A 24,034-nucleotide genomic window follows, 5' to 3' on the forward strand; every position below is an offset into this window, starting at 1 on the left:
AGCCCTCCCCAGGGGGCAGGCGCGGCGGCGTCACGCCATCAGCACGAACTCGTCCAGCAGGCAAGGGGCCCTTGTGGATTGATTCGCGTCGAAGGGGACGCGAAGCTTCCCGGGTCCTTCGCAGAAAGACGAGTTGGTTGATGAACTTGTACCGCTGGCGCGCCGTGACGCTCACCCTGGCCCTGGGTGGGTCGGGCATGGCGTGTGATTCCGAAGAGCCGTTCCCCAACCTCGACGAGCTGGACCAGCTCCGCAGCCTGCACAGCCTGGGGCGGCAGCCCCCGAAGGACAGCACCAACCGGATGGACGGGGTCGCGCGCGCCGAGGCGCTGGGCGACATGCTGTTCCACGACAGCGGCCTGTCACGCTGTGGCACGGTGTCCTGCGCGAGCTGCCACGGCGGCGAGGGCCTGACGGTGTCCACCGCCAAGGCAGAGGGCTGCGACGGGCACCTGTCCGAGCGCAACCCGCCCACCCTGCTGAACGTGGCCTACAACCGCTGGTTCATGTGGGACGGACGGGCGGACCGGCTCTGGAGCCAGGCCATCCTGCCGCTGCTCAACCCGGTGGAGATGAACTCGGACGCGCAGGTCGTGCGCGCCCGGCTCACCGCGGTGGAGTCGTACACCACGGAGTACCAGGCCCTCTTCGGCACGGCGCCCGCGGACGAGACGGACTCGGCCCTGCTGGCCAACGTGGGCAAGGCGATGGCGGCCTACGAGCGGACGCTGGTGCGAATCGACGCGCCCTTCGACACGGACGTGCGGCGCTTCATCACGGCGACCGAGGCCGGACAGGCGGAGGCGGACCCGGCGTACCTGGGGCTGAAGACGTTCCTGCGCAAGGGCCAGTGCATCATCTGCCACAAGGGGCCTGCGCTCTCCGACGACCTGTTCCACAACATTGGCGTGCAGGACAGCGGCCCGGGCGCGGGCGGGCAGTGGAGCGCGCTGACGCCGCTGCTGGACTGGGAGTTCAACGCCGCCAGCCTCTACAGCGACGCGCCCACCGGCACCATCGCGGCGCGGCTCCAGACGCTGCGCACCCAGGCGGACCCGGCGACGCTGGAGGGCGCGTTCCGCACGCCGTCGCTGCGCAACGTGGCGCTGACGGCGCCGTACATGCACACCGGCGCCCAGGCCACGCTGGAGGAGGTCATCGACTTCTACAACGAGGGCGGCGACGCGGCCGGCAGCTTCGTGGGCCAGAAGACGGAGACCATGGTGCCGCTGGAGCTGACGGACGAGGAGAAGCGCGCGCTGGTGACGCTGCTCCAGTCCATGACGGGGACTCCGCACCCCTGACTTCAACCGGCGCCGGGTTCCAAGGGACCCGGCGCTGGAAGTGGGGGGCACGGGTTCGGCGTTGTCGCTGGGGAGAAGCCTCGGACCAGGGTTCGCGCGTTGAGTCCCGAGAGGCTTCGCTCAACGCACCAGGTGGAAGTCCGTCTGACGCTTCCAGCCCCAGTGTACGCGGCCCTCGGCGTCGATGGTGATGTCCTCTTCCTGCGCCGAGCGCACCCGCTGGCCGTTCCACTCCGGCACCGCGGACGTGGCCTGCAGCTCGATGGAGTACCACTGGTTCGCAATCACCTTGTGGTCTCCATTGCCGGGCACGCCCTCCTGCCGGTCCCACAGGCCCACCATGGGGCCCGCGCCGTGGCCGTGCAGGCCAATGGGGTGCGAGTACACGGTGCCGTCGATGCCCTCGGCGCGCATCCGCTCGAGGGAGGCGCGGAGGATGTCGTTGCCCGTGCGGCCGGGGCGCAGCTCCTCGAAGACGATGTCCTGCAGCCGGTTGGACGTCTTCAGCGCGGCCTTCAGCCCTTGGGGCGCGTCCGTCTCGCCCTCGCGCAGCACGTAGCCCATGTGCTGGGTGTCGGTGTTGAGCCCCAGCGCGGTGACGCCGTAGTCGCAGTGCAGCACGTCGCCGCGCTGGATGATGGGGTCGTCTCCCAGCTCCTGCTCGGTGACGCCCTGGCGCTGGAGGTCCACCGACGGCTGGAACCACGTCGCCAGGCCCAGGTCCGCCAGGCGCTGACGCATCCACCACTCCACGTCGCGGGTGCGCGTGACGCCCGGGGTGATGACCTGGTTGGAGAAGGCCGTCTCGATGATGCTCCACGCGAGCTTCGTCTGCTCCTCGTAGAAACGCGCCTCGTCCGCGCTGCGCCAGGCGATGAGGTCCACCGCCAGCCCGTCCACGGAGGTGAAGCGCTTCACCCAGTCCGGGCCGAGCGCCTCCGCCATGCCTTCGTATTCACCATGGGTGAGGCCGTCCGCGAAGGCGAAGGTGCGCGACACGTTGAGCGCGATGCGCTTGGGCTGGCGCTCCTCCACCACCTGCTTGAGCACCTGCCACTGCTCGGGGCCCCACAGCTCCGCCTGCCGACTCACGCCGCCGCCGTCCACCTGTCGCTGCGCGCGGCGCGGCGTGTAGATGCCGCCCTGCGAGCCACCGCCCAGCGCGAGCCGCTCCACGCCCTGCTCCGGGCCACGGTCGAAGAAGACGTAGATGGTCCGGCGGCGCGCGGCGAACGTCGTCGGCGAGACGAGCGCCTTGAAGACCGGGTCCTCGTTGTACTCGCGCATGGGGATGACCCACATGTCCACGCCGTGCTGGCGCATGAGCTGAGGCAGGGCCTTCTCCAGGCGCTCGGCCAGCCAGGCCTGCTGGCGCTGGGCCTGCTCACGCAGGGTGCCGAAGGGACGCTCGGGGGCCGGGGACTTCGCCTCGGCCTGGGTGGCGGCCGGGGCCTGCGCCGTCGGAGCGACGGTGGCGCAGGAAGTGGAGAGCAGCAACGGGGCAAGCAGCAGGGTCCGGGTGCGCATGGCCGCGCAGTCTGTCACGCACAGGCGCGTGGCGCGCGCGGAGTCCACACGCCTTCATGCCCCTGGCCCCCGTGAGGCCCGCGACTCCGGAACGCAGGGAGCAGCCGTGAAATCGCCGGAGTCAGGGCACGCCCGCACAGGCCGCGCCATCCACGCCGCACACAGCGCGCAGCCGGGCTTCGTCGACGGGTTGCTGGCAGCCGCTCGCGGTGGCCGCGTCGAGTTCGTCAATGCGCACGCGCATGCACTGCACACAGCCCTCCTTCGCGCCCGTGTCGGTTCGCGACAGGTCCGGCTCCACCGCCGCGTAGGCGGCGATGCGGTCCGCCTCGCACTGCTCGCGTGACACCGTCAGGGCTCCGCACTGCTCCTCATACGCGCACGCGGAGGCCGCCACGCGCTCCGCCCAGCCGGCGTAGGAGAGCTGCGGCGCCTCCGCGCCACCACACGCCACGAGCCACGCGCACACCACCACCAGCGACACCTTCCACGGGTTCATGCCCGCATCTCACCCGGCTCTGGCGCTGGAGTCACCCACGGCGCCTGCCCGCCGCCTGCGCATTGCCGCGCGCGCCCATTCACAGCGAGGCGCGCGTCACTCGACCTGCCCGGCCGCGGAGCGCTCCACGACGGCATTGGCACCCCCCAGCGCTCGCGCGGAGCACGGCGCCACGTCACAAGCGCCCGGGACATAGCGCTCGCTCTCGGAGAGCATCCCCACCGCCTCGTTGCCACCGCCCATCACCAGCACCGCGCCATCTCCCAGCGCCAGGGCGCCCAGCTTCTCTCGCGGCTCGTCCAGCGCGGGCGCGGAGGACCACGTCTCCGTCTCCAAATCGAAGCGCTCCACCGACGCGAGCGCGCCCGTCGTGTAGTGCTCGCCGCCCATCATCAGCACCGCGCCATCGGGCAGCACCACCGTCGCGTGGTGCTCACGAGGCACCCTGGGCGCCCCCACGAGCGTCCACACCCCCGTCTCAGGCGAATACACCTCCGCCGTGGCCGCCGCGCGCGCCGTCGTTCCACCCACCACCAGCACGCGCCCATCCGGCAGCAACGTCACCGAGTGCGCCAGCCGGTGCGTGCCCGCCGCCCCACCGGTGAGCCCCGCCTTCTCCCAGCGTCCCGTCACCGGGTCATACAGCTCCGCCTGCAGGCCACTCACGAACAGGGCCTTGCCGCTGGCCAGCACCACCGCCGTCTGAGCCCCACCCCGCGAGAAGCCCGGAGGCGCCGCGGCGCTCCACGTCTCCGTCTCTGGATTGAACAGCTCCGCCGAGCGCAGCGGCCGTTGGTCCACGTCTGTCCCACCCGCCACCAGCACGCGCCCATCCGCCAGCAGCACCGCCGCCGGGTCATTGCGCGCCACGGCCATGGGGCGCACCTCGGTCCACGTCCCGGTTGCCGGCGCATACACCTCCGCGTCCGCCAGCGCGCCCATCGCCACGCCGTTGGAGCCGCCCATCACCAGCACCCGGCCGTCCGCCAGCCGCACCGCGGCGTGGTTGCGACGGCGCGTGCGCATGGCGCCCGTCTCACGCCACCGGCCCGTCTCCGGCTCGAACACCTCGCAGCTGCCCAGCGTGCGGTTCCCATCATGCCCGCCCGAGGCCAGCACCCGCCCATCCTCCAGCACCACGAAGGGCAGGAGCTTGCGGGGCGTGGACAAGGACAGGCCCTGCCCCGCCACCCCGCGACCACCGTCCTCCGCGCGCGGATCCGCGCTGCAAGCGAACGTGAAAGCGAAGAGGATGACCGTGACGCATGATGCTGTAAACCGTTGCATGACCCCACCTGGAATGCCCGTCGAAGCGGTCACGTCTAGCCTGACCGTCTGACATTCCAGGGCTGGCCCACCTGAGTGATTGCCGACGCTTACCCGGCACTCAGGGCCTGTCCGGCCACCTTCCAGAGCGGGCCGGAGCGAACGCACAACGCCTTGCGTTGCTCGTCCTCTCGCGGCTCAAGACTCCACGTTCACGGGCTCGCGCTCCAGCCCTTTGGAATGGCGAGGTGGGAGCGCGCCGCCGTCGTCATCCACCTCCAGCGAGAGGAGCGGGTGGTCCGCGTCGGCGAGGTAGACGTCGTGGCCGCTGACGAAGTCCACGTCGGAGAACTCCACCAGGTAGTCGCGCCGGGGAATGGGCACCAGCCCCTGCTCCAGCTCGAAGTGCGTGTCCCCGATGCCTGACACACGGCCGATGACCTGGCCTGTCGCCGTCCGCACCGTCATGCCTTCGTGTACGTCGTCTCTGCGCATCATTCCGGCCTCCGCTCGCTCGGGTGCCCGGCCCGTCCGGGGTTCCCAGACAACAGTGCGAGCGGGCACGACGGGACGCACCTGCCACGGAGCACACGGTGGAGCGCTCGCGGCGACGACCCGCCGCTCCACCACCGCGCGGGCTCAGGGATTGGCGGGCCTCATCTCCTGCCAGGAGGACGCGTGGCCCCAGGCCGCCAGCCCTGGCGCACTCCAGGCAGGCGTCGGAGCCGCATGGGCACAGGCGTGCCTAACGTTCCAGGCAGGAGGTGCTCCATGCTGCTGGAACTGTCCGAGGTGGAGGCGCGCGAGGTAAAGCAGGCGCTGGACACGGCGCTGCGCGCGCTCTTGGAGGAGATGGCCCAGGCGGCCCCAGGCGTCCATCGCGACGTGCTGCGCGAGCGCTACGAGCGGCTGGACCCGCTCAACCGGCGGCTCGACATGAGCCTGGAGGGGGAGCAGGTCTACGCCTGAGCCTCCGCTACAGGGCCCGGCCCGACGTCGCGTCGAAGCGCCGCGGCTTCGACGCGTCATACCGCAGCCACACCGGAGCGCCCGTGGGCACACGGAAGTCCCCGGCGGCGCGCGCCACCATGCGCTCCCCGGCCACGTCCACCGTCACCCAGCTCTCCGCGCCCATGAGCTCCACCAGGTACACGCGGCCCTCCAGCGCGTCCGGTGGCGGCGCGCCCTGCCCCACCTCCAGATGTTCGGGGCGCAGCCCCAGCACCACGTCCGCGTCCGGCAGGCCCAGCGTCCGAGGCTTCACCAGGTTGATGCGCGGCGCGCCGAAGAAGCCCGCCACGAACAGGTTCGCCGGCGCGTCGTACAGCTCGCGCGGCGGGGCCACCTGCTGCACCTCACCCTGGTTCATCACCACCACGCGGTCCGACAGCGTCATCGCCTCCGCCTGGTCGTGGGTGACGTAGACGAAGGTGGCCTTGAGCTGCTCGTGCAGCTTCTTGATTTCCCCCCGCATCTGCGTGCGGAGCGCCGCGTCCAGGTTGGACAGCGGCTCGTCGAAGAGGAACACCTTGGGACGGCGGACCAGGGCTCGCCCCAGCGCCACGCGCTGCCGCTGGCCTCCCGACAGCTCCTTCGGCTTGCGCGACAGCAGGCCCTCCAGCCCCAGCAGCGACGCCACCTCGCGCACGCGCGCGTCGATGTCCGCCTTCGTCAACCCCGCCACCTTCAGCGGGAAGGCGAGGTTGCGCGCCACGTCCAGGTGCGGATAGAGCGCGTAGCTCTGGAACACCATGGCGATGTCCCGCTCGCGCGGCGACAGCTCATTCACCACCGCGCCGTCGATGCGCAGCGTGCCGCCCGACAGCTCCTCCAGCCCGGCGATGAGGTTCAGCGTCGTGGACTTGCCGCAGCCCGACGGGCCCACCAGCGAGATGAACTCGCCGTCCGCGATGTCCAGGCTCACGCCCTTCACCGCGGCCACGCCGCCCCGGTACACCTTGCGCACGTCCTCCAGGGACACCGTCGCCAAACGCCTTGCCTCCCGGGCGCCCGGCCTCCGGACGCCCCATGTGTCACTCCGTCTCACCTAAGTGTCTCGCAGCATCGCTCCCTCCGCGCCCAGGGCAAGCCCCGAGGCGAGAGGCCGCCCTGCCTCTGACCGCCATTCCACACCGGGATGGGGGCCGGGCGGCCGGGCGCCCCTTCCCCATGCCAGGCAGCCGCTTCTTGGAGGCGGAAGGCGGCGGACGCGCACTATGTTCGCGCGGCCATGAGTCCCTCGAGCCCACCGTCCTCCCGCAAGCTGGCCATCGAAGTGCGGGACCTCCACAAGTCCTTCGGTGACCAGCACGCGCTGCGCGGGGTGAGCCTGGAGGTGCCAGAGGGCACCACCTGCGTGCTGATGGGCGTGTCCGGGTCGGGCAAGACGGTGCTGATGAAACACATCATGGGCCTCTTGCGGCCGGACCGGGGCACCGTGCGGGTGGATGGCGAGGACATCGCGCGGATGAACGAGGCCGCGCTGGACCAGATGCGCCGCAAGCAGGGCATCCTCTTCCAGGCGAACGCCCTCTTCGACTCGCTCTCCGTCTTCGACAACGTGGCCTTCCCCCTGCGCGAGCGCACCCGCATGCCCGAGGCGGAGATTACCGACACGGTGAACAAGACGCTGGAGCGCGTGGGCCTGTCGCACGCGATGCAGCGCTTCCCCGGCGAGCTGTCGGGCGGCATGCAGAAGCGCGTGGGCTTCGCGCGCGCCACCATCCTCCAGCCGAAGATTCTCCTCTACGACGACCCCACCGCCGGCCTGGACCCCCTCACCACCGCGGCGGTGAATGAAATCATCATCACCGGCAAGCAGCAGCTCGGCGCTACCTCGCTGGTGATTACGCCGGACGTGGCCTCCGCCTTCGGCATGGCGGACCACCTGGCCCTGATGCACGAGGGCCACATCGTGGAGTACGGCCCGCCAGACGCCTTCCGCGAGTCGCAGCACCCCTCCGTGAAGGCCTTCCTCCGCAACTGGCTCCAGCGCCGCGCCCAGAGCCGGCGCGCGGCCCAGGCCTGAGGCGGCGCGCGCTCGGAACGCGCGTTGCAAACAGTCCGGTCCACCGCGTGAGCGCGGCCCGACGACCACGATGCTCCCCCCATCCCCTACGCCCCACGTGGCACCCCGGACACGGCGCGGCCCGCTGGCCACCCTCGCCGTGCTCATGTCGTGCAGCACGCCCACGCCGCCGCCGGAGCCGCCGCGGGTGGTGCTCTGGGCCTGGGAGCGGCCGGAGGACCTCCGCTTCCTCGCGCAGACGGGACGCCCGGTCAGCGTGGCCTTCCTGCTCGCCACGCTCGCCCTCGCGGAGACGGAGGTGCGCGAGCACCCGCGCCGGCAGCCGCTCCACGTCCCGCCCGGGACGCCCTTGAGGGCCACGGTGCGGATGGAGGCCCAGCCGGGCGCGTCGCTCGCGCAGTACCCGCCCGAGCGGCTGCACGCGCTGGCGGACCGGCTCGCCACGCTGGCGCGCCGACCAGGGCTGACGGCGCTCCAGATTGACTTCGATGCCCGCGCGTCCGAATACGACGCCTACGTCGCGCTGCTCCAGGCGCTCCGCCAGAAGCTGCCTCCATCCATGCCGCTGTCCATCACCGGCCTCGCCTCATGGTGCACGCCCGGAAGCTGGCTGACGCGCGCCCCCGTGGACGAGGTGGTGCCCCAGCTCTTCCGCATGGGCCCGGAGGCACCCACGTGGCGCGCCCGCTTCGCGCGTGGACTGCCGGCGCCTTGCGAGGGCAGCGTGGGGCTGGCGCTCGATGAGTGGCGGGCCGTGCCCCCTGGCGTCGCCACCCTCTATGTCTTCAACCCTCGCCCCTGGACGCCCAAGGCGTTCACGCGCGCGGTCGCGGAGCTCCAGCCATGAAGAAGCTGCTCGTCACCTTCACCAGCGGTCTCGCGTTCCTGCTCGCCCCCACCGAGGCCCAGGCGTGCGGCCCCGAGTACTACGAGCCCGTGTTCGTCACGAACAGCCATCCCGACTGGCCGCTCTCCACCTTCGCGGCGGGGCGCTTGGGCGTGGTGCGCGAATCGCTGCGCACCGCCTACCTCGTCTTCGCGTACCGGACGATGATGGGCATTCCCACCACGCCCGAGGAGCAAGGGCCCCTGGTGACGCGCTGGGCGCACATGCACCATGCGCTGCCCGCCCACACCCTGGAGCCCGAGCTCCAGCGCTGGCAGGCGGCACGGAAGCAGGCCGCGCCCCAGCTCCCGGAAGCCCTGCCCGAGCTTGCCCGGCAGGTGAACCACGCGCAGAGCCCCCGCATCCAGGCAGACGCGCTCCTGCGCGCCGCGGACACCGCCACCGCGTTGGCGCGGACGTGGAAGAAGCACCCCGCGCTGGTGGAGGAATGGGTGCGCAACCAGGACACCGTCTTCGGCCCGTGCGCCATCCTGCCGGAGCCGGACGCGCGGCTGGATGAAGGCGTGAGCACCCAGCACCAGGCCCGCCGCCGGGACGAGCGCGCCTACCAGGAGGCGGCCTCGCGCTTCTACTGCGACGACCCTGCAGGGGCCCTGGCCGCGTTCCAGCGGATTGCCGAGTCGAAAGACTCGCCCTACCGGGCACTGGCCGCGTACCTCGTCGCGCGCACCCACGTCCGGCAGGCGCTGATGGAGAAAGAGGCCGGCGACCTCTTCGACGCGAAGGATGACGCGGTCTTCCTCTCACGGCTGGCCGAAGCGGACCGGGTGCTCGACGGCGTGCTGGCCTCCCCGGAGCTGCGCGGCGTCCATGGCCCCGCGCGAGGCCTGCGGAGCCTGGTGCGCTACCGGTTGCAACGAGGGGCCTGGTACTGCGAGCTGCTGTCGCATGTGCTCGAGCCGGGGACAGGCTCCGCCCTCGCCGCGGAGCTCGGCGACCTGGACCTGCTGTCGCAAATGGAGAACGCCTGCCAGGGCCCCCTCCCCGCGCCCGCCGAGGCGCTCCAGGCATGGCTCCACGCCATGAAGCACACGCGCTACAGCGCGAAGCCCGAGGCGGCCCGCCGCGCGCAGTACGACACGGCCCTGGCCCGCTGGAAGAAGACGGCCCAGGTGCCGTGGCTCGTCACCGCGCTGCTCAAGGCGACACCGGACGCGCCGGGGCTCCCGGAGCTGCTCGCCGCCTCCGCGAAGGTGGCGCCCGCGTCTCCCGCCGGCGTGACGCTGGCGTACCACGCCGCGAGGCTCCTGCATGCCCGCGGCGAGGTGGAGGCAGCGCGCGCGCGGCTCGACTCGGTGCCCGCCGAGCTGACCCGGGACCTCTCCTCCACGGACAACCTGCTGCGCGAGGAGCGGCTCGCGGTGGCCCGCACCCTCGACGACGCCCTGCGGAACGCCGTCAGCACCGTCGCCAGCTACGACTATAGCGGCAGCTATGCCGACCCCTACACCACGGCGCCGGCCGACCGACCCCGCCTGTTCAATCCGCGCGCCGTGGCCGTCCTGGAACCTCGCCTCACGGCGAAGCGCATGGGCGAGCTGGCGGCGGGGGACACCCTGCCGCCCCCGCTCCGGCGCCAGCTCATGTGGACCGCCTTCGCGCGTGCCACCGTGGCGGGTGACGACGCGACGATTCAGGCCGTGGCGAAGCGCCTGGCGGAGACGGAGCCCAAGGCCAAGGAGGAGCTGCTGGCGCTCGTGGGCAAGCCCACGCCCCAGGAGCGTCAGTTCGAGGCCCAGCTGCTCCTCATGGGACTGCCCGCTGTCTCCGCGCGGCTGCACTCGGGCGAGGACCGGCTGGCGAACACCCATCCGAACCTCAGCCTCACCATGGACGTGTCCTACCAGCGCAACGGGTGGTGCGGCCCGAAGCCGGACGCGAGCGTGCCCTCCGTGCACTTCGAGGACACGCCCGACGCGCCGGACGCGGAGCGAGAGTGGAAGGCCCTCCAGGACGCGGGCGACTCGGTGCCCTACTTCGCCCGCGTCGCCCTGGCCTGGGCCCAGGCCCACCCGGAGGACCCGCGCTCGCCCATCGCCCTGTTCCGCGCGGTCCGCGCCAGCAAGCGCGGCTGCGGACAGGCCACACGCGAGGCCCGGGACGCCTTCCGATATCTCCACAAGCACTACGGCAAGACGAGCTGGGCGAAGCGGACGCCCTATGTGTACTGACGTCACGGTCCTCCTGCTCGGCCGGCTCGCGGCGCAGGGCGCCCCCTTCACCCGACCCTGGACGCCCGCGTCTCTGATTGCGCGTCCAGGAAGGTCCCCAAGGTGGCATTGACGAGCGCGGGCTCCTCCACGGTGGAGGAGTGCCCGCCGCGCGGCAGTGTCACCAGGCGTGAGCCAGGGATGAGCCGGTGCAGGCGCTGCGCCTTGGCGGGGACGGTGGCCGTGTCCTCGGCGCCGACGACGACGAGCGTGGGCACGCGGATGTGGGGGATTTCGTGGGCCACGCCGCGCCGCTCGATGACGCCGTTGACGGCGCGCCAGATGTCGCGGCGGTTCTCCATGAGGCGCGTGCGCCAGCGGCTGCGCTCCTCGGCCCGGTTGGGGTCCGTCATGAAGCTGCGGCCGAACATGATGCGCATCACCGGGTCCGCCACCGGGCGCAGGCCCGCCAGGCGCGCGGTGAGGTTGAGCAGCGTGTAGCGCGGCACGTTGTGCAGGGGCTCCGGGTCGGCGGACGTCTCCATCAGCACCAGCGAGCGCAGCAGGTCCGGCCGCCGCGCGGCGATGCGCATGCCCACGAAGCCGCCCATGGACAGGCCCACGAAGTGGCAGGGCCCCACACCCAGCCGCTCGATGAGCGCCACCGCGTCCAGGTACACCGTCTCCATGTCGATGACGCGCGCCGGAGGCACGGCGCTCTGGCCCTGGCCCCGGTGGTCATAGGCGATGCAGCGGTAGCGCCCGCTCAGCGCCTCCACCTGCGGGTCGAAGAGGCGACAGCTCCACAGCAGGCCGTGGCTGAAGACGACGGGCACGCCCGCGCCACCCGAGTCCTCGTAGTACAGCTCCGTTCTATTGACGGTCAGCATCGGCATGCGCGGCACCCTCCCCGGCTGGCGAGGATAGGCGAGCGACGCGCGGGGACTGGCATCTCTCTTCGCGGAGCCGTTTGCCGGATGACGTCCCGCGGCCCTCGGGGTCGACGCGGCTGACTACCAGAGACCCTTGGCTTGAAGCAGCTCGCCCACGCGGCGGGGCTCGGCGCGCCAGGCGGTGAAGAAGTCCCCGGCGACGTCGGGGGTCAGGTTCTCCCAGACGAGCCGGCCGGTGTCCTCCTCGCGGCGGCAGCGCACGAAGGTGGAGCGCACCTGCTCTGGCGAGTCGAAGGTGAGGCTGTCGAGCAGCTCCGGGCTCTGGCTGGTGAGCAGGGCCTGCCGGGGCTCGAGCTGTTCGAGGAGGGCGCGGACCTGCCGGGGGTGGAAGGCGTGCGCGACCTCGTCCGCGATGACGACGGCGCGGGCGTGGGCCAGGTAGTGGAGGAAGGCCACCAGACGCTTCTGGCCGTAGCCGAGCTGACGGGCGGAGAGGCGCTGGCCGGCGGCGGTGACGAAGCAGAGGTCCAGGTTTCCCAGGGACAGTGTCTCGTATTTGCCCTGGGGCTGGGTCTCCAGCGGGGACAGCAGCGCCTCCGCGGACGCAAAGCCGAGGAGCCGGGCCGCGTCGCGGAGGAAGGGGACGTTCTCCGAGGACAGCACGTAGCGGGCGGAGCCCCACTGCGCGGCGGCGACCTTGCGCAGGCCGTCGAGCAGGTCCTCCGAGGCCACGCCCGTGCCCGTGGCGAGCACGCCCTCCGCGCGACGGGAGAGCCGCAGCTCGGCGCGCCAGAGCTGGTCGAAGTGGGCGAGCCCCTCGTCGAAGCGGCGGAGGTCGGCCTGCGCGGAGACCTCCCGCGCCATGGCGAGCATCGGCTCGACGGCGGCGGTGGCCTCGCCCGTCTTCTCCACCCAGGCGATGCCGCCCGTCATCAGGACGAGCCAGAGCCGGCCACCGACTTCGGGGGCGATGCGCTCGTGGACGACGTCGGTGGTGTCGTCCTCGCGGGAGACGCGGAGCTGCTGGCCCTCGCGGTGGATGACCAGCGGCCAGGCCATGTCGCGCGGGGCCACGGTGATGTCCATGGACAGGCCGCTCGTGCCCTCCGCGCCCGAGGGCACGTTGCGCACGCGCACGGTGATGCGGCCGGTGTCCGCGGCCAGGGCATATTCCAGGTCGAACGCCTCATGCCGCAGCGGCGTGAAGTCCGAGCTGACCACGGCGGCCGCGAGGTCCAGCAGCATGGACTTCCCGGTGCCGTTCTCCCCGAGCAGCACGTTGAGGGACGGGCTGAAGAGCAACCGCGTCCCGGGCTTCACGGAGCGGAACTGGTGGACCTGGAGCCACTGGAGCTTGAGCATCAGCCGGGAGACTGGCTCCCTGGACGCTTCAGCGTCAACTCGCGCCGCACGGCGGCACGACTCCCCGGGACTCCCAGATGGGCCGGCGCTGGTCCACCCACGCGAACACCTTGTTGGACCAGAAGCTGGCCATCGTCAGCGCGACGTGGTCTCCGGAGTCGACACCCGGCGCGCCGAGCCACTGTCCGAGCCCCCCGCAGTCGCATCTCCCCCGGAGGCCGCGCATGACAGCAGCCCTGCCCCAAAGGCTGGCAGTCCTGCACGTCTTCATGCACTGACACGCAGTCTCGTCCCTTCTTCTGTCCACCAAACGCAAGGCAGCCCCGGCGGCCGTGGTGGCAGGGCAACGCGCTTCCTACCTGTGCGAGCGCTCCCATGAACGCCCTGCTGCTCGCAGCCCTGCTGTCCCACTCCAGCCTCCTGCTGGCCCAGGCGGACCCCGGCACCGACGCGGGCGTGGAGCCACCCGCGGCGCGCGCGCCCGCCCTCTCCCCGGAGACACCCGAGCCTCCGAAGTTCCCCGTGTCCGACCCGCTGCTGGAGCCCATCCCCCCGGCCGCCATGCAGGTGGCGACCTGGGCCGAGGCGCTGCACCTGCTGCGTCAACGCTCCACCACCCTGTACACCGCGCTGGCCCAGGTGGAGGCCGCGGCGGGCGTGCAGCGCATCGCCCTGGCCGCGCTGCTGCCCACGCTCACCGGCACCGTCTCCGTCCAGTACAACGTGCTCAATCCCGACGCGACACCGCTGCTGGGTGGCGGAGGTGGCGGCGGCGTGGGAGGCGGCATTGGCGGGGGCATTGGCGGCGACGTCGGCGGCGCCCAGTCCCCGGCCCTCACCCGCCCGCCCTTCCTGGGACTGCTCAACGCCACCCAGCCCCTGTTCAGCCTCCCGGCCATCATCGCGCTGGGCACCGCGCGCGAGGCCCGGCGCACCGCCAACCTGTCGCTGGCGGAGACGCGGCGCCAGCTCACCCGCGCGCTGGCCCAGTCCCTGGTGGGCGTCTCCGCGCAGGAGCGGCTGGCCGAGGTCAACCGCCTCAACCTCCGCACCGCGCTGGAGCGGCTGGCCCTCACCGAGCGCCGCTTCGAGCTGGGCGCGGGCACGCGGCTGGACGTGGTGCGCGTGCAGCAGGACACGGAGACGGCGCGAAACCTCGTCGTCCAGGGGGACGAATCCCTGCGCAGGGCCCGAGAGACGCTGGGCCTGGTGCTGGGCATCCCCCAGGGCGTGGGACTGGTCCAGGGCGTCCAGTTGGAGACCCTGCTCCAGCACGCGCGGCGGGACTGCCAGCAACTGGAGTCGCTCGACCGGCGCGCGGACCTCGCGGTGGCGCGCTCGCGGCGCACGCTGGCGGAGCGGCAGGTGTCGGAGGTGAAGGCGCTCTATGCCCCGACGCTCGCGCTGACCAGCACCACGCTGGCCCTCACGGTGGAAGAGGGCCTCGTGACGGTGCCGGTGTGGAACATCGGCGCCACCCTGGTGCTGCCCTTCTGGGACGGCGGCGCGCGTGAGGGCCAACTGAGGCAGACGCGCGCGGGCGTGGAGGTGGCGAAGCAGGGCCTTCTGGAGCTGGAGCGCACGGCCTCGGTGGAGGTGCTGCAGGCCCGGCGCGCGGTGCAGGTGGCGGACGCGGCGGCGCGCATCGCGGGCCGGGGCCGCGCCCTGGCCGAGGAGAACGACCGGCTCACCCGGCGCAGCTTCGAGGTGGGGACGGGCACCAGCCTGGAGCTCATCCAGACGGCGGCGGACCTGCGACAAGCGGAGCTGCTGCTGGTGGTGCGCGAGTTCGAGCTGGAGCAGGCGCGGGTCGCCGCGTTCCTCGCGGAGGCGGCATGCGATTGGTGAGGACGTGGAGCACGGGGCTCGCCGTACTGCTCCTCGCGGGCTGCCGCTCGCAGGGCGACCCGGGGCCGCGGGGAGGCCAGGCGGCCACGAACCAGCCCATGCCCGTGGAGGTGGAGCGCCTGACCCCCGCCGAGGTGCGCGAGGCCAACGAGTACCTGGGCGCGCTCAGCTCCCGCAGCAGCATCACCGTCTATCCGCAGGTTGCAGGCTACGTGAAGGCGATTCCGCTCGAGCCGGGAGCACGCGTCGAGCAGGGCGAGGTGCTGCTCGTGGTGGACCCCCGGCGAGAGAGCGCGGGCCTGCGCGCCACCCAAGCACAGCAGGCCGCCGCCAGGGCGCAGCGGGAGTACGCTCAACAGACGCTCGAGCGCAGCGAGCAACTGCTGAAGGAAGGACTCCAGAGCCGCCAGGACTACGACCAGTCCGTGGCGCAGGCGCTGCAAGCCGAGGCCAGCGCGCGCGCCATCGAGGCCCAGGTGCAGGCCCAGGAGGTCCAGCTCGGCTTCTACGAGGTGAGCGCGCCCTTCGCCGGCACCGTGGGCGACTACCCGGTGAACGTGGGCGACTTCGTGACGCAGCAGACGGCCCTCACCACGCTGGACCAGAGCAACACCCTGGAGGTGTCCGTGCAGATTCCCGTCGAGCGGGCAGGCACCGTCCGGGTGGGCACCACGCCAGTGGAGGTGCTGGACCCGGAGGGCAGGCTCGTGGTGTCCGCGCCGGTGTTCTTCGTGGCGCCCACGCCCAACGCCACCACGCAGCTCGTGGAGCTACGCGGCATCTTCGAGAACACCGTGGGCCTGCGCGCCGGACAGTTCGTGCGCGCCCGGGTCGTCTATGCCACGCGCAAGGCCCTGCGCGTCCCCACCGCCGCCGTCACCCGCATCAGCAGCCAGTCCTTCGTCTTCGTGGCGCGGGAATCGGACGCGGGCACCGTGGCGCAGCGGGCGCCGGTGAGCCTGGGACTCGTCTCCGGCAATGACTACGAGGTGACGGGCGGCCTGGACGCGGGCACGCCCGTGGTGCTCAGCGGCATCCAACTGCTCCGCGATGGCCAGCCCATCCAACCCAAGGCCCCCTCGCGCAAACCACCTCGGGGCGTGGGCGGCAGTGGGACTGACGGCGGCACCCCGCCGCAACAGTGAGGGGCCGCCATGTTCACCGACTTCTTCATCCGCCGCCCCGTCTTCGCCAGCGTGGTGTCCATCATCATCACCCTGGTGGGGGCCATCTCCATCCCCACCCTGCCCGTGGAGCAGTACCCTGACTTGTCCCTGCCCGTGGTGCAGGTGACGGCGACGTACATCGGCGCCTCCGCGGAGACGGTGGAGAGCGCCGTCACCACCGTGCTGGAGCGGCAGCTCAACGGCGTGGAGGGCATGCGTTACATCGCCTCCACCAGCAGCAACACGGGCGTGAGCACCATCACCGTCACCTTCGACCCGGGACGGGACCTGGACATCGCCGCGGTGGACGTCCAGAACCGCGTGGCCACCGCGTCCGCGCAGCTCCCGGCCGCCGTCAACGCGCTGGGCGTCACCATCACCAAGGCCCAGACGCAGCTGCTCATCGCCTTCGGCCTGTTCGACGAGGAGAACCGCTACGAGACGGGCTTCCTCAGCAACTACGCGGACGTCTTCATCCGGGACGCGCTGCTGCGCGTGACGGGCGTGGGCGACGTGCGAATCTTCGGCGAGCGGCGCTTCGCCATGCGGCTGTGGCTGGACCCCACGGAGCTGGCCCGGCGCGGACTCACCGCCACGGACGTGGTGAACGCCCTGCGCGCGCAGAACGTCCAAATCGGCGCAGGGCAGGTGGGCCAGCCGCCCGCGCCGCCGGGGCAGACGTATCAGTTCACGGTGCGCGTGCTGGGGCAGCTCACGTCGGCCGAGGAGTTCAACAACATCGTGGTGCAGCAGGGGCCGGACGGCTCGCTGGTGCGGCTGAAGAACGTGGGCAGCGCGGAGCTGGGCGCGGAGAACTACGGGCAGCTCCTGCGCTTCAACGGCCGCGAGGCCGTGGGCCTGGGCATCTTCCAGCTCCCCGGCTCCAACGCGCTGGAGGTGCGCGACGGCGTCATCGCGGAGCTGGAGCGGCTGAAGGGCAACTTCCCGCCGGGCATGCGCTACCAGCGCGCCTTCGACACCACTGCGGCGGTGCAGGCCTCCATCGAGGAGGTGCTGGTGACGCTGGGCGAAGCCATCTTCCTGGTGGTGCTGGTCATCTTCGTCTTCCTGCACGGCTGGCGCAGCGTGCTGGTGGTGGCCACCACGCTGCCCGTGTCGCTCGTGGGCACCTTCCTCTTCGTCAGCGCGTTCGGCTTCTCCATCAACACGCTGACGCTCTTCGGCCTCACGCTGGCCACGGGCCTGGTGGTGGATGACGCCATCGTCGTCATCGAGAACGTCGAGCGCACCATGGCGCAGGACAACGTGGGCCCGCGCGAGGCCACCCACCGGAGCATGAAGCAGGTGGCCGGCGCGCTGGTGGCCATTGCCCTGGTGTTGGCCGCGGTGTTCGTGCCGGTGTCCTTCTTCCCCGGCACCACTGGCATCATCTACCGGCAGTTCGCCCTCACCCTGGCCTTCTCCATCAGCCTGTCCGCGCTGGTGGCGCTCACCCTGTCCCCCGCGCTGTGCGCCCTCCTGCTGCGGCCTCACGAAGGCCAGAAGTGGAAGGCCTTCCGCATGTTCGACCGGGGGCTGGACGCGTTCCGCGACGCCTACGGCCGCCTGCTCGCGAAGCTCATCGGACCGCTGCGCTGGTGGGTCGTGGCCGCCTTCGTCCTGTGTCTGGTCAGCACCTTCCTGATGTACCGCCTCACGCCCGCGGGCTTCATCCCGGGCGAGGACCAGGGCTACCTCATCATCGCCGTGCAGGGGCCAGAGGGCACGTCGCTGGACTACACGCGGCAGGTGCTGCTCCAGGCGGAGGACGTGCTGCGCCAGCAGCCGGAGGTCGCGGACATCTTCACCGTGGGCGGCTTCTCGCTCCTGGGCACGGGCGTCAACTACGGCACCCTCTTCGTCAACCTGCGCCTGTGGGACGAGCGCAAGCGGCCGGACCAGAGCGTCGCGGGGCTGGTGGAGCGCCTGCGCCGTCCGCTGATGGCCCTTGGCGGCGCGCGCGTGTTGCCCTTCGAGCCCCCCGCCATCCGCGGCGTGGGCAGCGTGGGCGGCTTCGAGTTCGTGCTGGAGGACCAGCAAGGAGGCCGGACGCTGGCGCAGCTCGCGCAGACGACGGACGCGCTGGTGGGCGCGGCCAGCCAGGACCCGGGCCTGCGCGGCGTCTTCTCCTCCTACACCGCGAACACGCCCCTGCTGGACGTGCAGGTGGACCGGGAGAAGGCCCTGGCCATGGGCGTCCCGCTGGAGGGCGTCTTCTCCACGCTGCAAGTCTACCTGGGCAGCCAGTACGTGAATGACTTCACCTTCGCCAGCCGCGTGTACCGCGTGTACGTGCAGGCCGCCGTCCCGTTCCGCAACGAGCCGCGCGACATCGACGCGCTCTACGTCCGCTCCGCGAGGGGAGAGATGGTGCCGCTGGAGTCGGTGGTGAAGGTGACGCCCATCACCAGCGCGCAGAACATCCAGCACTACAACCTGTACCGTTCGGCGACCCTCAACGGGCAGGCGGCGCCGGGCTCCAGCTCCGGGCAGGCCCTGGACGCGATGGAGGCGGTGGCGCGCGAATCGCTGCCCGCGGGCTACACCTACGAATGGACGGGCCTGTCCCAGGAGCAGAAGGAGGCGGGCCGCAGCGTGCTGCTCATCTTCGGGCTGGGCGTCGTCTTCGTCTTCCTGGTGCTGGCCGCGCAGTACGAGAGCTTCGCCCTGCCCCTGGTCATCCTCCTGGGCGTCCCCGTGGCCCTGCTGGGCGCGCTGGGGCTGCAGAATCTGCGCGGGCTCCAGAACGACGTGTTCTGCCAGGTGGGGCTCGTCATGCTGGTGGGCCTGGCCAGCAGGAACGCCATCCTCATCGTCGAGTTCGCCGAGCAGCTCCGCCACGAAGGCCGGAGCGTCGTGGACGCCGCCATCCACGCCGCCCAGACGCGGCTGCGTCCCATCCTGATGACGTCCTTCGCGTTCCTCATGGGCGTGGTGCCGCTGATGCTGGCCTCGGGGGCGGGGGCCTCCGCGCGTAAGTCCCTGGGCACCACCGTGTTCGGCGGGATGCTCCTGTCCACCTTCGTGAACCTCATCTTCATCCCCGTGCTCTACGTGGTGCTGGAGGCGGCCAGGGCCCGCGTCCGCCCACCAGCGCCCCACGCACCCTGAGTGCTGACCAGGGGCCTGGGGCCCCCCTGGATGCCCCGCCGGAGGGGCTTCGTTATCCTGCGGGGTGCCATGTCTCACTTCCCGTCACGCGATGACCAGCGGCGCCAGCGGCTGCATGCGCTCAAGCGTGCGCCCGGGCTCCGACATCAGGGCAACACCGCGCTGCTCCAGTTGCTGAGCAAGGGCCAGGAGGTGTCGTGGGCACGCGGCGCGGTGCTGTGCCGGGAAGGCGAGCCCGCCGAGGGCTTCTTCCTCCTCCTGGAGGGTGAGCTGGACGTCTTGCGCGGTGACGCGCTGCTGATGACGCTCCAGCCCGGCACGCCCCTGGGACTGGAGGCGCTGTCGAGCGGCGGCAACGCCTTCACCCTCCGCGCGACGGTGGACTCCGCGGGCCTCTTCTTTCCGAAGGACGCTGTCGCGAGCCTGCTGCAAGCGCCCACCGGCCTGCAGGAGCGGCCCCGGCCGCCCGCGGAGGTCATCGCCTTCGAGAGCGACGTGCGCGGCGCGCCCCTGTCCTCGCTCATCGAGCTGGTGGCGAAGGTCATCCACCGTGACTTCGGCGACCGTGTGCTGCTGCTCCGCGGCGCACCGGGCGGGCATGACGCGCTCGTCACGGAGGGACCGGATGGCGTCCTGCGCGCCACGCTGCCGCCAACTGAAGCGGGCAGGCCCGGCCTGCTGACCCCATCGGTGCTCCAAAGACTCACGGCCGAGCACGGCCTCCACTACGTCCTGCTCGACGGCTGCGGCGTGGCGGACGTCGGGATGACAGGCAAGACGGCGCGGCTGGTGACGACGCTGGACGCGCGACAGACAGCGGCCCCTCGCGTGCTGCCCACCGTGGTGGTGGACCCCCACCGTGCGTCACGCGCATCAGCGCTGCGTGGCCAGTCCCCGCATCCCCAGTGGCTGCCGCCCTGCCCCTTGCGGTTGAGCATGGGAAGGATGACGCGGGTGCTCGTGGATGACCGGCCGCTGGACGCGACGGCGCTGAGCCCCGCGGAGCGAGATGCCCTCTCCCGCTGGGCCCGCGCCCTCACCCACCGGCGCGTGGGCCTGGCGCTCAGCGGCGGCGGCGTGTGGGGCTTCTACCACGTCCACATCCTGCGCTGGCTGGTGGGACAGGGCGTGCCTATCGACATCGTCAGTGGCGCCAGCATGGGCTCGCTGGTGGGCGCGTACTTCTGCGGCAGCGCGCTGGATGGGCACGACGGGATGGAAGGACTGCGGCGGCTGGAGGAGCGGGCCGTGAACCGGCAGCTCACCCTGGCCGCCACGGCCGCCATCGTGACCACGTATTCGCTGGAGCGCTTCGTGGAGCAGGACCTGGGCCGCCTCTGCCTGGAGGAGCTTGCCATCCGCTTCCTGCCCGTGACGACGGACCTGACCCGCGGAGACTGCGTCGCGCTGGAGCAGGGGCCGGTGGCCTTGGGCGTGCGCGCCAGCGGCTCGGCGCCCGGCATCTGGGGGCCCACGGTGGTGCCTCCCGCGCGGTACGTGGACGGCGCCTTCACCAGCATGGTGCCCGCGCGCGTGCTGTTGAACGCGGGCGCGGACGTCATCTTCTCCAGCAACATCCTCCCCATCGGCGTCCGGCATGCGGCCCCTCAGCGACAATCAGGCCTGGGGCGCTTCCTGGCGGGACTCAATCCAGTGGCCCGCGCGCTGGACCTGGCGGCCAGTGGCGTGCTGCTATTGCACCGCAGTGGCGACGCGGAGAGCCTGCTCGCGGACGTCCGCTACGACATCCCATCCGCCGAGGCGCCGCTGCTGACCGCCATGGAGTTCACCAAGGCCCGGGACATCCTCGGACGGGCGGCGGCGGATGTGTCGCTCGCGAAGCGGCTGGAGGAGATGAAGCAGCACTGGCTCCAGGTCAAGACCCGGAGCGCCCGTTCCCACGCGCCTCCAAGAGGACAGCAAGCCGCATGATTCCCGTTCGCATCCTGGGTACCGCCAGTGTCCTCCCCGGCCCCGCGGTGACGACCGCGGAGCTGTGCGCGCGCGTGGGACGCGACGCCGCGGAGGTGGAGCGAAAGACGGGCATCCGCACCCGCCACTTCGCGCCACCGGGGCTGAAGGCCGCGGACGTGGCGGCGCAGGCGCTGCGCGGCGCGCTGGACGCGGCGGGGCTGGAGGCCCGGGCCCTGCGCCGCATCCTCTGTGTCTCCTCCATGGGCGGAGACGTCACCACGCCGGCCACCGCCAACCGCGTGGCCGCGGCGCTGGGCCTGTCGGGGAGCTGCGACGCGATGGACGTGAGCAACGCCTGCATGGGCTTTTTGAGCGCCTTCGACCTGGCGGCGCGCTCGGTGGCCACGGGGCTGGGGCCGGTGGGCATCGTGTCGGTGGAGCTGCTGTCGCGCACCACCACGCCCGAGGAGCCTCGCCCCTACCTGGTGCTGGGTGACGCGGCGGCCGCCGCCGTGCTGGGCACGGGCCGTCCGGGAGAAGGCGTGCTGGGTGTTGCCCTGGGCAATGACGGCACGCTGCCCACGGACGTGGTGCTGGAGAACCCGATAGCCACCGGCCAGTTGGAGCGGATGCGCTTCCTGACGCCCAGCAAGGAGATGACCCGCGTGGCGCTGGACGCGCTGGTGCGAGCGGCGCGCGCGGCGTTGGACGAGGCCGGCGTGGCCCTGCGAGACGTCGAGTGGGTGCTCACACACCAGCCGAATGGCAGCATGCTGGAGGCCATCCTCCAGGCGCTGGAGGTGTCACCGGAGCGGAGCGTGCGCGTGGTGGACACGGTGGGCAGCGTGGGCTCGGCCTCGCTGGGCACCAGCCTGGACCGGCTGCTGCGCACGCGTCCGGTGAAGCCAGGGCACCGCATCCTCCTGGTGGGCGTGGGCGCGGGCGTGGCGCATGGCGCGGTGCTGTACCAGGTGGGCGGATGAAGCAGGCGGGCGGCTGGCCCCTGACGGCCTGGCTGACGACGTTCCGGCTGCTGCGCCGGTATCACCGCTACGAGGTGGTGAACCTGGAGCCGCTGCTCCGTCCCGGCGCGAAGCTCATCGTCGGTTACCACGGGCGGCCCCTGGCCGTGGACCTGTGCATGCTGACGGTGACGCTCCACGAACGCCTGGGCTATCTGCCGCACGGCGTGGCGCACGGCGCGTTCGCTTCGATTCCGGGCATGCGAACGGTGGCGGACGGGCTGGGCTTCGTCACGGGGGATGACCCGCGGCTGGCGGAGGCGGTGGCGCGCGGCGAGCATGTGTTGTTGCAGCCGGGAGGCACGCGCGAGGGCTGCCGGGACTTCCGCCACCGCTACCGCGTCGACTGGGGCGAGCGCATGGGCTACCTGCGCCTGGCGGTGCGCTACCGGCTCCCGATTGTCCCCGTGGGTGGCAGCGGCATGGACGACGCGTACGTGGGCCTCAACGACGGGTATGCGCTGGGCCGACGGGTGGGGATGCCCGGGCGGCTGCCGCTGTGGCTGGGCGTGGGCGCCACGGGCCTGTGGCCCTGGTCGCTTCCCTTCCCCGTGAAGATGACGCAGTGGGTGGGCGAGCCGCTGACGCGTCACCTGGCGCCAGGCTTCGACGCGGGCGACCGGGACGCGATGCGGGCGGCGCACCAGGAAGTTGCGGGCGCGGTGCAGGGGCTGCTCGACAGGGCTCGCGGCGTGGACAACGGCGGCACACGGAAGGCCGAGCGATGAGCGAAGGTTCCGAGGCGCGGCAGTGGGCGCTCATCCTGGGAGCTTCGTCTGGCACGGGGGCGGCCATCGCGGAGGCGGTGGCTCGAAAGCCCGGGCTGAATGTCTTCGGGGTCCACCGGGGCCGGTACGTGGACGGTGCCGCGCAGTTGGAGCAGCGGGTGCGGGACGCCGGTGGACGCGGGGTGCTGTGGCAGGCGGACGCGTCTTCACCCGAGGCCGCGGAGGCGGGCGTGGCGGCGCTGCGGGAGGTCGCCGGTCCTCGGAGCGTGAAGCTCTTCGTGCATTCGATTGCGGGCGCGTCCGTGGGGCGCTTCCTGTCCGAGGGCGAGGACCGGCTGCACGCGCGGCGCATCCGGAGGACCTTCGACACGATGGCGCACTCGTTCGTCTTCTGGGCGCAGGCCCTGGTGGAGGAAGACATGCTGGCGCCGGAGGCCCGGCTCCTCGGCCTGCAGAACCCGCTGGATGAGACACACCTGGGGAACACGGGGCTCATCAGCGCGTCGAAGGCGGCGCTGGAGATGTACGTGCGCTACCTGGCCATGGAGCTGGGGCCGCGAGGACACCGCGTCAACCTGCTGAAGTTCGGCACGGTGATGACACCCGCGCTGAAGCACGTGTACTCACCCGAGGCCCTGGCGCGCCTGGAGGCCGCCCACGCGCGGATGAACCCCGCCGGACGCATGGGCTCCGTGGAGGACGTGGCCCGCTTCGTCACGGTGCTCGCCGGGGAGGAGGCGGGGTGGTTCAACGGGGCCACCATCGACTTCACCGGGGGGATGACGCTGCGGCTGTTGGATTTGGTGCTGAATCCGTGACGTCAGGCCTGGCCCTGACATCGGGCAACCCCAACAGCAAGATGGGCGCGCGCACCGGCGGTATCTCTTTCCGGCGACAGGCGCCGCCTATCCAGGCTCTTCCTTCCAGGCTTCGTCCGCCTTCAACTCGTCCGGAAGAGGCGCGACCATGAACAGCAACCTTCCTTGCACCTGAACGACCATGAAGCCCTTACCCGCGATCCTCACACGCTCGGAATCATGGGCCTTCCCGCTGGCGAGCCACTGGTCCGCATCCTCTCGCGTCGCGAACTCATGAGAGACCTCGACCGTGAAGGACGTATCCGAAAACTTCTTGTAGTACCTGGCAAAGTCGTCCTCCTTCGCGCTGTCTCGGATGTAGAGCAATGCGGCCTGGGCAAGCATGAGCGCCCCCCTCTCTTTCGAGCCCTCCGCTTGATTCTCGATGAAGGGGTTCAGCGCGAGGAGCATTTCTTCCAAATCGAGACCTGGAGTCTGTGCCATATCGTCAC

Annotated in this window: 21 protein-coding genes; 12 read left to right on the forward strand and 9 right to left on the reverse strand. The window is 71.5% G+C overall.

Going from position 1 to position 24,034, the window contains the following annotated elements; translation table 11 throughout:
• The first annotated feature begins 140 nt into the window (after positions 1 to 140).
• Positions 141 to 1,304, forward strand: a complete 1,164-nt coding sequence (locus KGD87_RS25265; RefSeq protein WP_284663196.1) for a cytochrome-c peroxidase — start codon at positions 141 to 143, stop codon at positions 1,302 to 1,304.
• Between the two features lie 120 nt (positions 1,305 to 1,424).
• On the opposite strand, the gene KGD87_RS25270 is transcribed toward KGD87_RS25265, so the two are convergent.
• The 4 genes from KGD87_RS25270 to KGD87_RS25285 all read right to left on the reverse strand — a co-directional run bounded on the left by KGD87_RS25270 (position 1,425) and on the right by KGD87_RS25285 (position 5,094).
• Positions 1,425 to 2,831 (reverse strand): M24 family metallopeptidase, encoded by a 1,407-nt coding sequence (locus tag KGD87_RS25270; RefSeq protein ID WP_284663197.1) that lies wholly within the window; start codon positions 2,829 to 2,831, stop codon positions 1,425 to 1,427.
• 121 nt (positions 2,832 to 2,952) lie between these two features.
• Positions 2,953 to 3,330 (reverse strand): hypothetical protein, encoded by a 378-nt coding sequence (locus tag KGD87_RS25275; protein WP_284663198.1) that lies wholly within the window; start codon positions 3,328 to 3,330, stop codon positions 2,953 to 2,955.
• A 96-nt stretch (positions 3,331 to 3,426) separates the two neighbouring features.
• On the reverse strand, positions 3,427 to 4,617 hold the full coding sequence (locus tag KGD87_RS25280) for a Kelch repeat-containing protein (protein ID WP_284663200.1): 1,191 nt from the start codon (positions 4,615 to 4,617) through the stop codon (positions 3,427 to 3,429).
• A gap of 177 nt (positions 4,618 to 4,794) precedes the next feature.
• Positions 4,795 to 5,094 carry a DUF2171 domain-containing protein gene (locus KGD87_RS25285; RefSeq protein ID WP_284663201.1) on the reverse strand — a complete coding sequence of 100 codons (300 nt, stop codon included), beginning with the start codon at positions 5,092 to 5,094 and terminating at the stop codon, positions 4,795 to 4,797.
• Positions 5,095 to 5,367: 273 nt separating this feature from the next.
• On the opposite strand from KGD87_RS25285, the gene KGD87_RS25290 reads away from it, so the two are divergent.
• On the forward strand, positions 5,368 to 5,565 hold the full coding sequence (locus KGD87_RS25290; protein WP_284663202.1) for a hypothetical protein: 198 nt from the start codon (positions 5,368 to 5,370) through the stop codon (positions 5,563 to 5,565).
• Between the two features lie 7 nt (positions 5,566 to 5,572).
• Here KGD87_RS25290 and KGD87_RS25295 read toward each other — a convergent pair whose 3' ends face one another.
• On the reverse strand, positions 5,573 to 6,586 hold the full coding sequence (locus KGD87_RS25295) for an ABC transporter ATP-binding protein (RefSeq protein ID WP_163783368.1): 1,014 nt from the start codon (positions 6,584 to 6,586) through the stop codon (positions 5,573 to 5,575).
• Positions 6,587 to 6,826: 240 nt separating this feature from the next.
• Between KGD87_RS25295 and KGD87_RS25300 the strand changes: the two genes are divergently transcribed.
• The 3 genes from KGD87_RS25300 to KGD87_RS25310 all read left to right on the forward strand — a co-directional run bounded on the left by KGD87_RS25300 (position 6,827) and on the right by KGD87_RS25310 (position 10,702).
• Positions 6,827 to 7,624 (forward strand): ABC transporter ATP-binding protein, encoded by a 798-nt coding sequence (locus KGD87_RS25300; protein WP_284663203.1) that lies wholly within the window; start codon positions 6,827 to 6,829, stop codon positions 7,622 to 7,624.
• Between the two features lie 70 nt (positions 7,625 to 7,694).
• Complete coding sequence (locus KGD87_RS25305) at positions 7,695 to 8,471, forward strand: DUF3142 domain-containing protein (RefSeq protein WP_284663204.1); 777 nt, start codon at positions 7,695 to 7,697, stop codon at positions 8,469 to 8,471.
• Positions 8,468 to 10,702, forward strand: coding sequence for a hypothetical protein (locus KGD87_RS25310; RefSeq protein ID WP_284663206.1), 2,235 nt, complete (start codon positions 8,468 to 8,470; stop codon positions 10,700 to 10,702). The genes KGD87_RS25305 and KGD87_RS25310 overlap by 4 nt, the downstream gene beginning before the upstream one ends.
• Before the next feature lie 47 nt (positions 10,703 to 10,749).
• Here the strand turns inward: KGD87_RS25310 and KGD87_RS25315 are convergent, their stop codons facing one another.
• From KGD87_RS25315 to KGD87_RS25325, 3 genes are all read right to left on the reverse strand, one after another.
• The gene (locus KGD87_RS25315; RefSeq protein ID WP_284663207.1) at positions 10,750 to 11,577 is read right to left on the reverse strand and encodes an alpha/beta fold hydrolase; all 828 of its coding nucleotides are present in this window, start codon (positions 11,575 to 11,577) and stop codon (positions 10,750 to 10,752) included.
• 117 nt (positions 11,578 to 11,694) lie between these two features.
• The gene (locus KGD87_RS25320; RefSeq protein ID WP_284663208.1) at positions 11,695 to 12,936 is read right to left on the reverse strand and encodes an AAA family ATPase; all 1,242 of its coding nucleotides are present in this window, start codon (positions 12,934 to 12,936) and stop codon (positions 11,695 to 11,697) included.
• 34 nt (positions 12,937 to 12,970) lie between these two features.
• The gene (locus KGD87_RS25325) at positions 12,971 to 13,162 is read right to left on the reverse strand and encodes a hypothetical protein (protein ID WP_284663209.1); all 192 of its coding nucleotides are present in this window, start codon (positions 13,160 to 13,162) and stop codon (positions 12,971 to 12,973) included.
• A gap of 149 nt (positions 13,163 to 13,311) precedes the next feature.
• Here KGD87_RS25325 and KGD87_RS25330 point away from each other — a divergent pair, with 149 nt between their 5' ends.
• From KGD87_RS25330 to KGD87_RS25360, 7 genes are all read left to right on the forward strand, one after another.
• Positions 13,312 to 14,784, forward strand: coding sequence for a TolC family protein (locus KGD87_RS25330; protein WP_284663210.1), 1,473 nt, complete (start codon positions 13,312 to 13,314; stop codon positions 14,782 to 14,784).
• Positions 14,772 to 15,929 carry an efflux RND transporter periplasmic adaptor subunit gene (locus tag KGD87_RS25335; RefSeq protein WP_284663211.1) on the forward strand — a complete coding sequence of 386 codons (1,158 nt, stop codon included), beginning with the start codon at positions 14,772 to 14,774 and terminating at the stop codon, positions 15,927 to 15,929. Before KGD87_RS25330 ends, KGD87_RS25335 begins: the two co-directional genes overlap by 13 nt.
• Positions 15,930 to 15,938: 9 nt before the next feature.
• Entirely contained in the window at positions 15,939 to 19,061 is a 3,123-nt protein-coding gene (locus KGD87_RS25340) for an efflux RND transporter permease subunit (RefSeq protein WP_284663212.1), read from the forward strand.
• Between the two features lie 69 nt (positions 19,062 to 19,130).
• Complete coding sequence (locus KGD87_RS25345) at positions 19,131 to 20,993, forward strand: patatin-like phospholipase family protein (protein ID WP_284663214.1); 1,863 nt, start codon at positions 19,131 to 19,133, stop codon at positions 20,991 to 20,993.
• Positions 20,990 to 21,958 carry a 3-oxoacyl-ACP synthase III family protein gene (locus tag KGD87_RS25350; RefSeq protein ID WP_284663216.1) on the forward strand — a complete coding sequence of 323 codons (969 nt, stop codon included), beginning with the start codon at positions 20,990 to 20,992 and terminating at the stop codon, positions 21,956 to 21,958. The genes KGD87_RS25345 and KGD87_RS25350 overlap by 4 nt, the downstream gene beginning before the upstream one ends.
• Complete coding sequence (locus KGD87_RS25355; RefSeq protein ID WP_284663217.1) at positions 21,955 to 22,725, forward strand: lysophospholipid acyltransferase family protein; 771 nt, start codon at positions 21,955 to 21,957, stop codon at positions 22,723 to 22,725. The genes KGD87_RS25350 and KGD87_RS25355 overlap by 4 nt, the downstream gene beginning before the upstream one ends.
• Positions 22,722 to 23,543, forward strand: a complete 822-nt coding sequence (locus KGD87_RS25360; protein ID WP_163780220.1) for an SDR family NAD(P)-dependent oxidoreductase — start codon at positions 22,722 to 22,724, stop codon at positions 23,541 to 23,543. Before KGD87_RS25355 ends, KGD87_RS25360 begins: the two co-directional genes overlap by 4 nt.
• A gap of 87 nt (positions 23,544 to 23,630) precedes the next feature.
• Here the strand turns inward: KGD87_RS25360 and KGD87_RS25365 are convergent, their stop codons facing one another.
• The gene (locus KGD87_RS25365; protein WP_284663219.1) at positions 23,631 to 23,993 is read right to left on the reverse strand and encodes a hypothetical protein; all 363 of its coding nucleotides are present in this window, start codon (positions 23,991 to 23,993) and stop codon (positions 23,631 to 23,633) included.
• Between the last annotated feature and the right edge of the window lie 41 nt (positions 23,994 to 24,034).

The organism is Myxococcus sp. SDU36, from assembly GCF_030168875.1.
GTDB classification, from domain to species: Bacteria; Myxococcota; Myxococcia; order Myxococcales; family Myxococcaceae; genus Myxococcus; species Myxococcus vastator.

Coding starts and splice junctions, on each gene's coding strand:
- KGD87_RS25325 (WP_284663209.1), bottom strand. CDS start 13,162: ATGCGCGGCCTCCGGGGGAGATGCGACTGCGGGGGGCTCGGACAGTGG.
- KGD87_RS25330 (WP_284663210.1), top strand. CDS start 13,312: ATGAACGCCCTGCTGCTCGCAGCCCTGCTGTCCCACTCCAGCCTCCTG.
- KGD87_RS25310 (WP_284663206.1), top strand. CDS start 8,468: ATGAAGAAGCTGCTCGTCACCTTCACCAGCGGTCTCGCGTTCCTGCTC.
- KGD87_RS25335 (WP_284663211.1), top strand. CDS start 14,772: ATGCGATTGGTGAGGACGTGGAGCACGGGGCTCGCCGTACTGCTCCTC.
- KGD87_RS25350 (WP_284663216.1), top strand. CDS start 20,990: ATGATTCCCGTTCGCATCCTGGGTACCGCCAGTGTCCTCCCCGGCCCC.
- KGD87_RS25285 (WP_284663201.1), bottom strand. CDS start 5,094: ATGATGCGCAGAGACGACGTACACGAAGGCATGACGGTGCGGACGGCG.
- KGD87_RS25290 (WP_284663202.1), top strand. CDS start 5,368: ATGCTGCTGGAACTGTCCGAGGTGGAGGCGCGCGAGGTAAAGCAGGCG.
- KGD87_RS25275 (WP_284663198.1), bottom strand. CDS start 3,330: ATGAACCCGTGGAAGGTGTCGCTGGTGGTGGTGTGCGCGTGGCTCGTG.
- KGD87_RS25320 (WP_284663208.1), bottom strand. CDS start 12,936: ATGCTCAAGCTCCAGTGGCTCCAGGTCCACCAGTTCCGCTCCGTGAAG.
- KGD87_RS25355 (WP_284663217.1), top strand. CDS start 21,955: ATGAAGCAGGCGGGCGGCTGGCCCCTGACGGCCTGGCTGACGACGTTC.
- KGD87_RS25315 (WP_284663207.1), bottom strand. CDS start 11,577: ATGCCGATGCTGACCGTCAATAGAACGGAGCTGTACTACGAGGACTCG.
- KGD87_RS25360 (WP_163780220.1), top strand. CDS start 22,722: ATGAGCGAAGGTTCCGAGGCGCGGCAGTGGGCGCTCATCCTGGGAGCT.
- KGD87_RS25280 (WP_284663200.1), bottom strand. CDS start 4,617: ATGCAACGGTTTACAGCATCATGCGTCACGGTCATCCTCTTCGCTTTC.
- KGD87_RS25300 (WP_284663203.1), top strand. CDS start 6,827: ATGAGTCCCTCGAGCCCACCGTCCTCCCGCAAGCTGGCCATCGAAGTG.
- KGD87_RS25305 (WP_284663204.1), top strand. CDS start 7,695: ATGCTCCCCCCATCCCCTACGCCCCACGTGGCACCCCGGACACGGCGC.
- KGD87_RS25345 (WP_284663214.1), top strand. CDS start 19,131: ATGTCTCACTTCCCGTCACGCGATGACCAGCGGCGCCAGCGGCTGCAT.
- KGD87_RS25340 (WP_284663212.1), top strand. CDS start 15,939: ATGTTCACCGACTTCTTCATCCGCCGCCCCGTCTTCGCCAGCGTGGTG.
- KGD87_RS25365 (WP_284663219.1), bottom strand. CDS start 23,993: ATGCTCCTCGCGCTGAACCCCTTCATCGAGAATCAAGCGGAGGGCTCG.
- KGD87_RS25270 (WP_284663197.1), bottom strand. CDS start 2,831: ATGCGCACCCGGACCCTGCTGCTTGCCCCGTTGCTGCTCTCCACTTCC.
- KGD87_RS25265 (WP_284663196.1), top strand. CDS start 141: ATGAACTTGTACCGCTGGCGCGCCGTGACGCTCACCCTGGCCCTGGGT.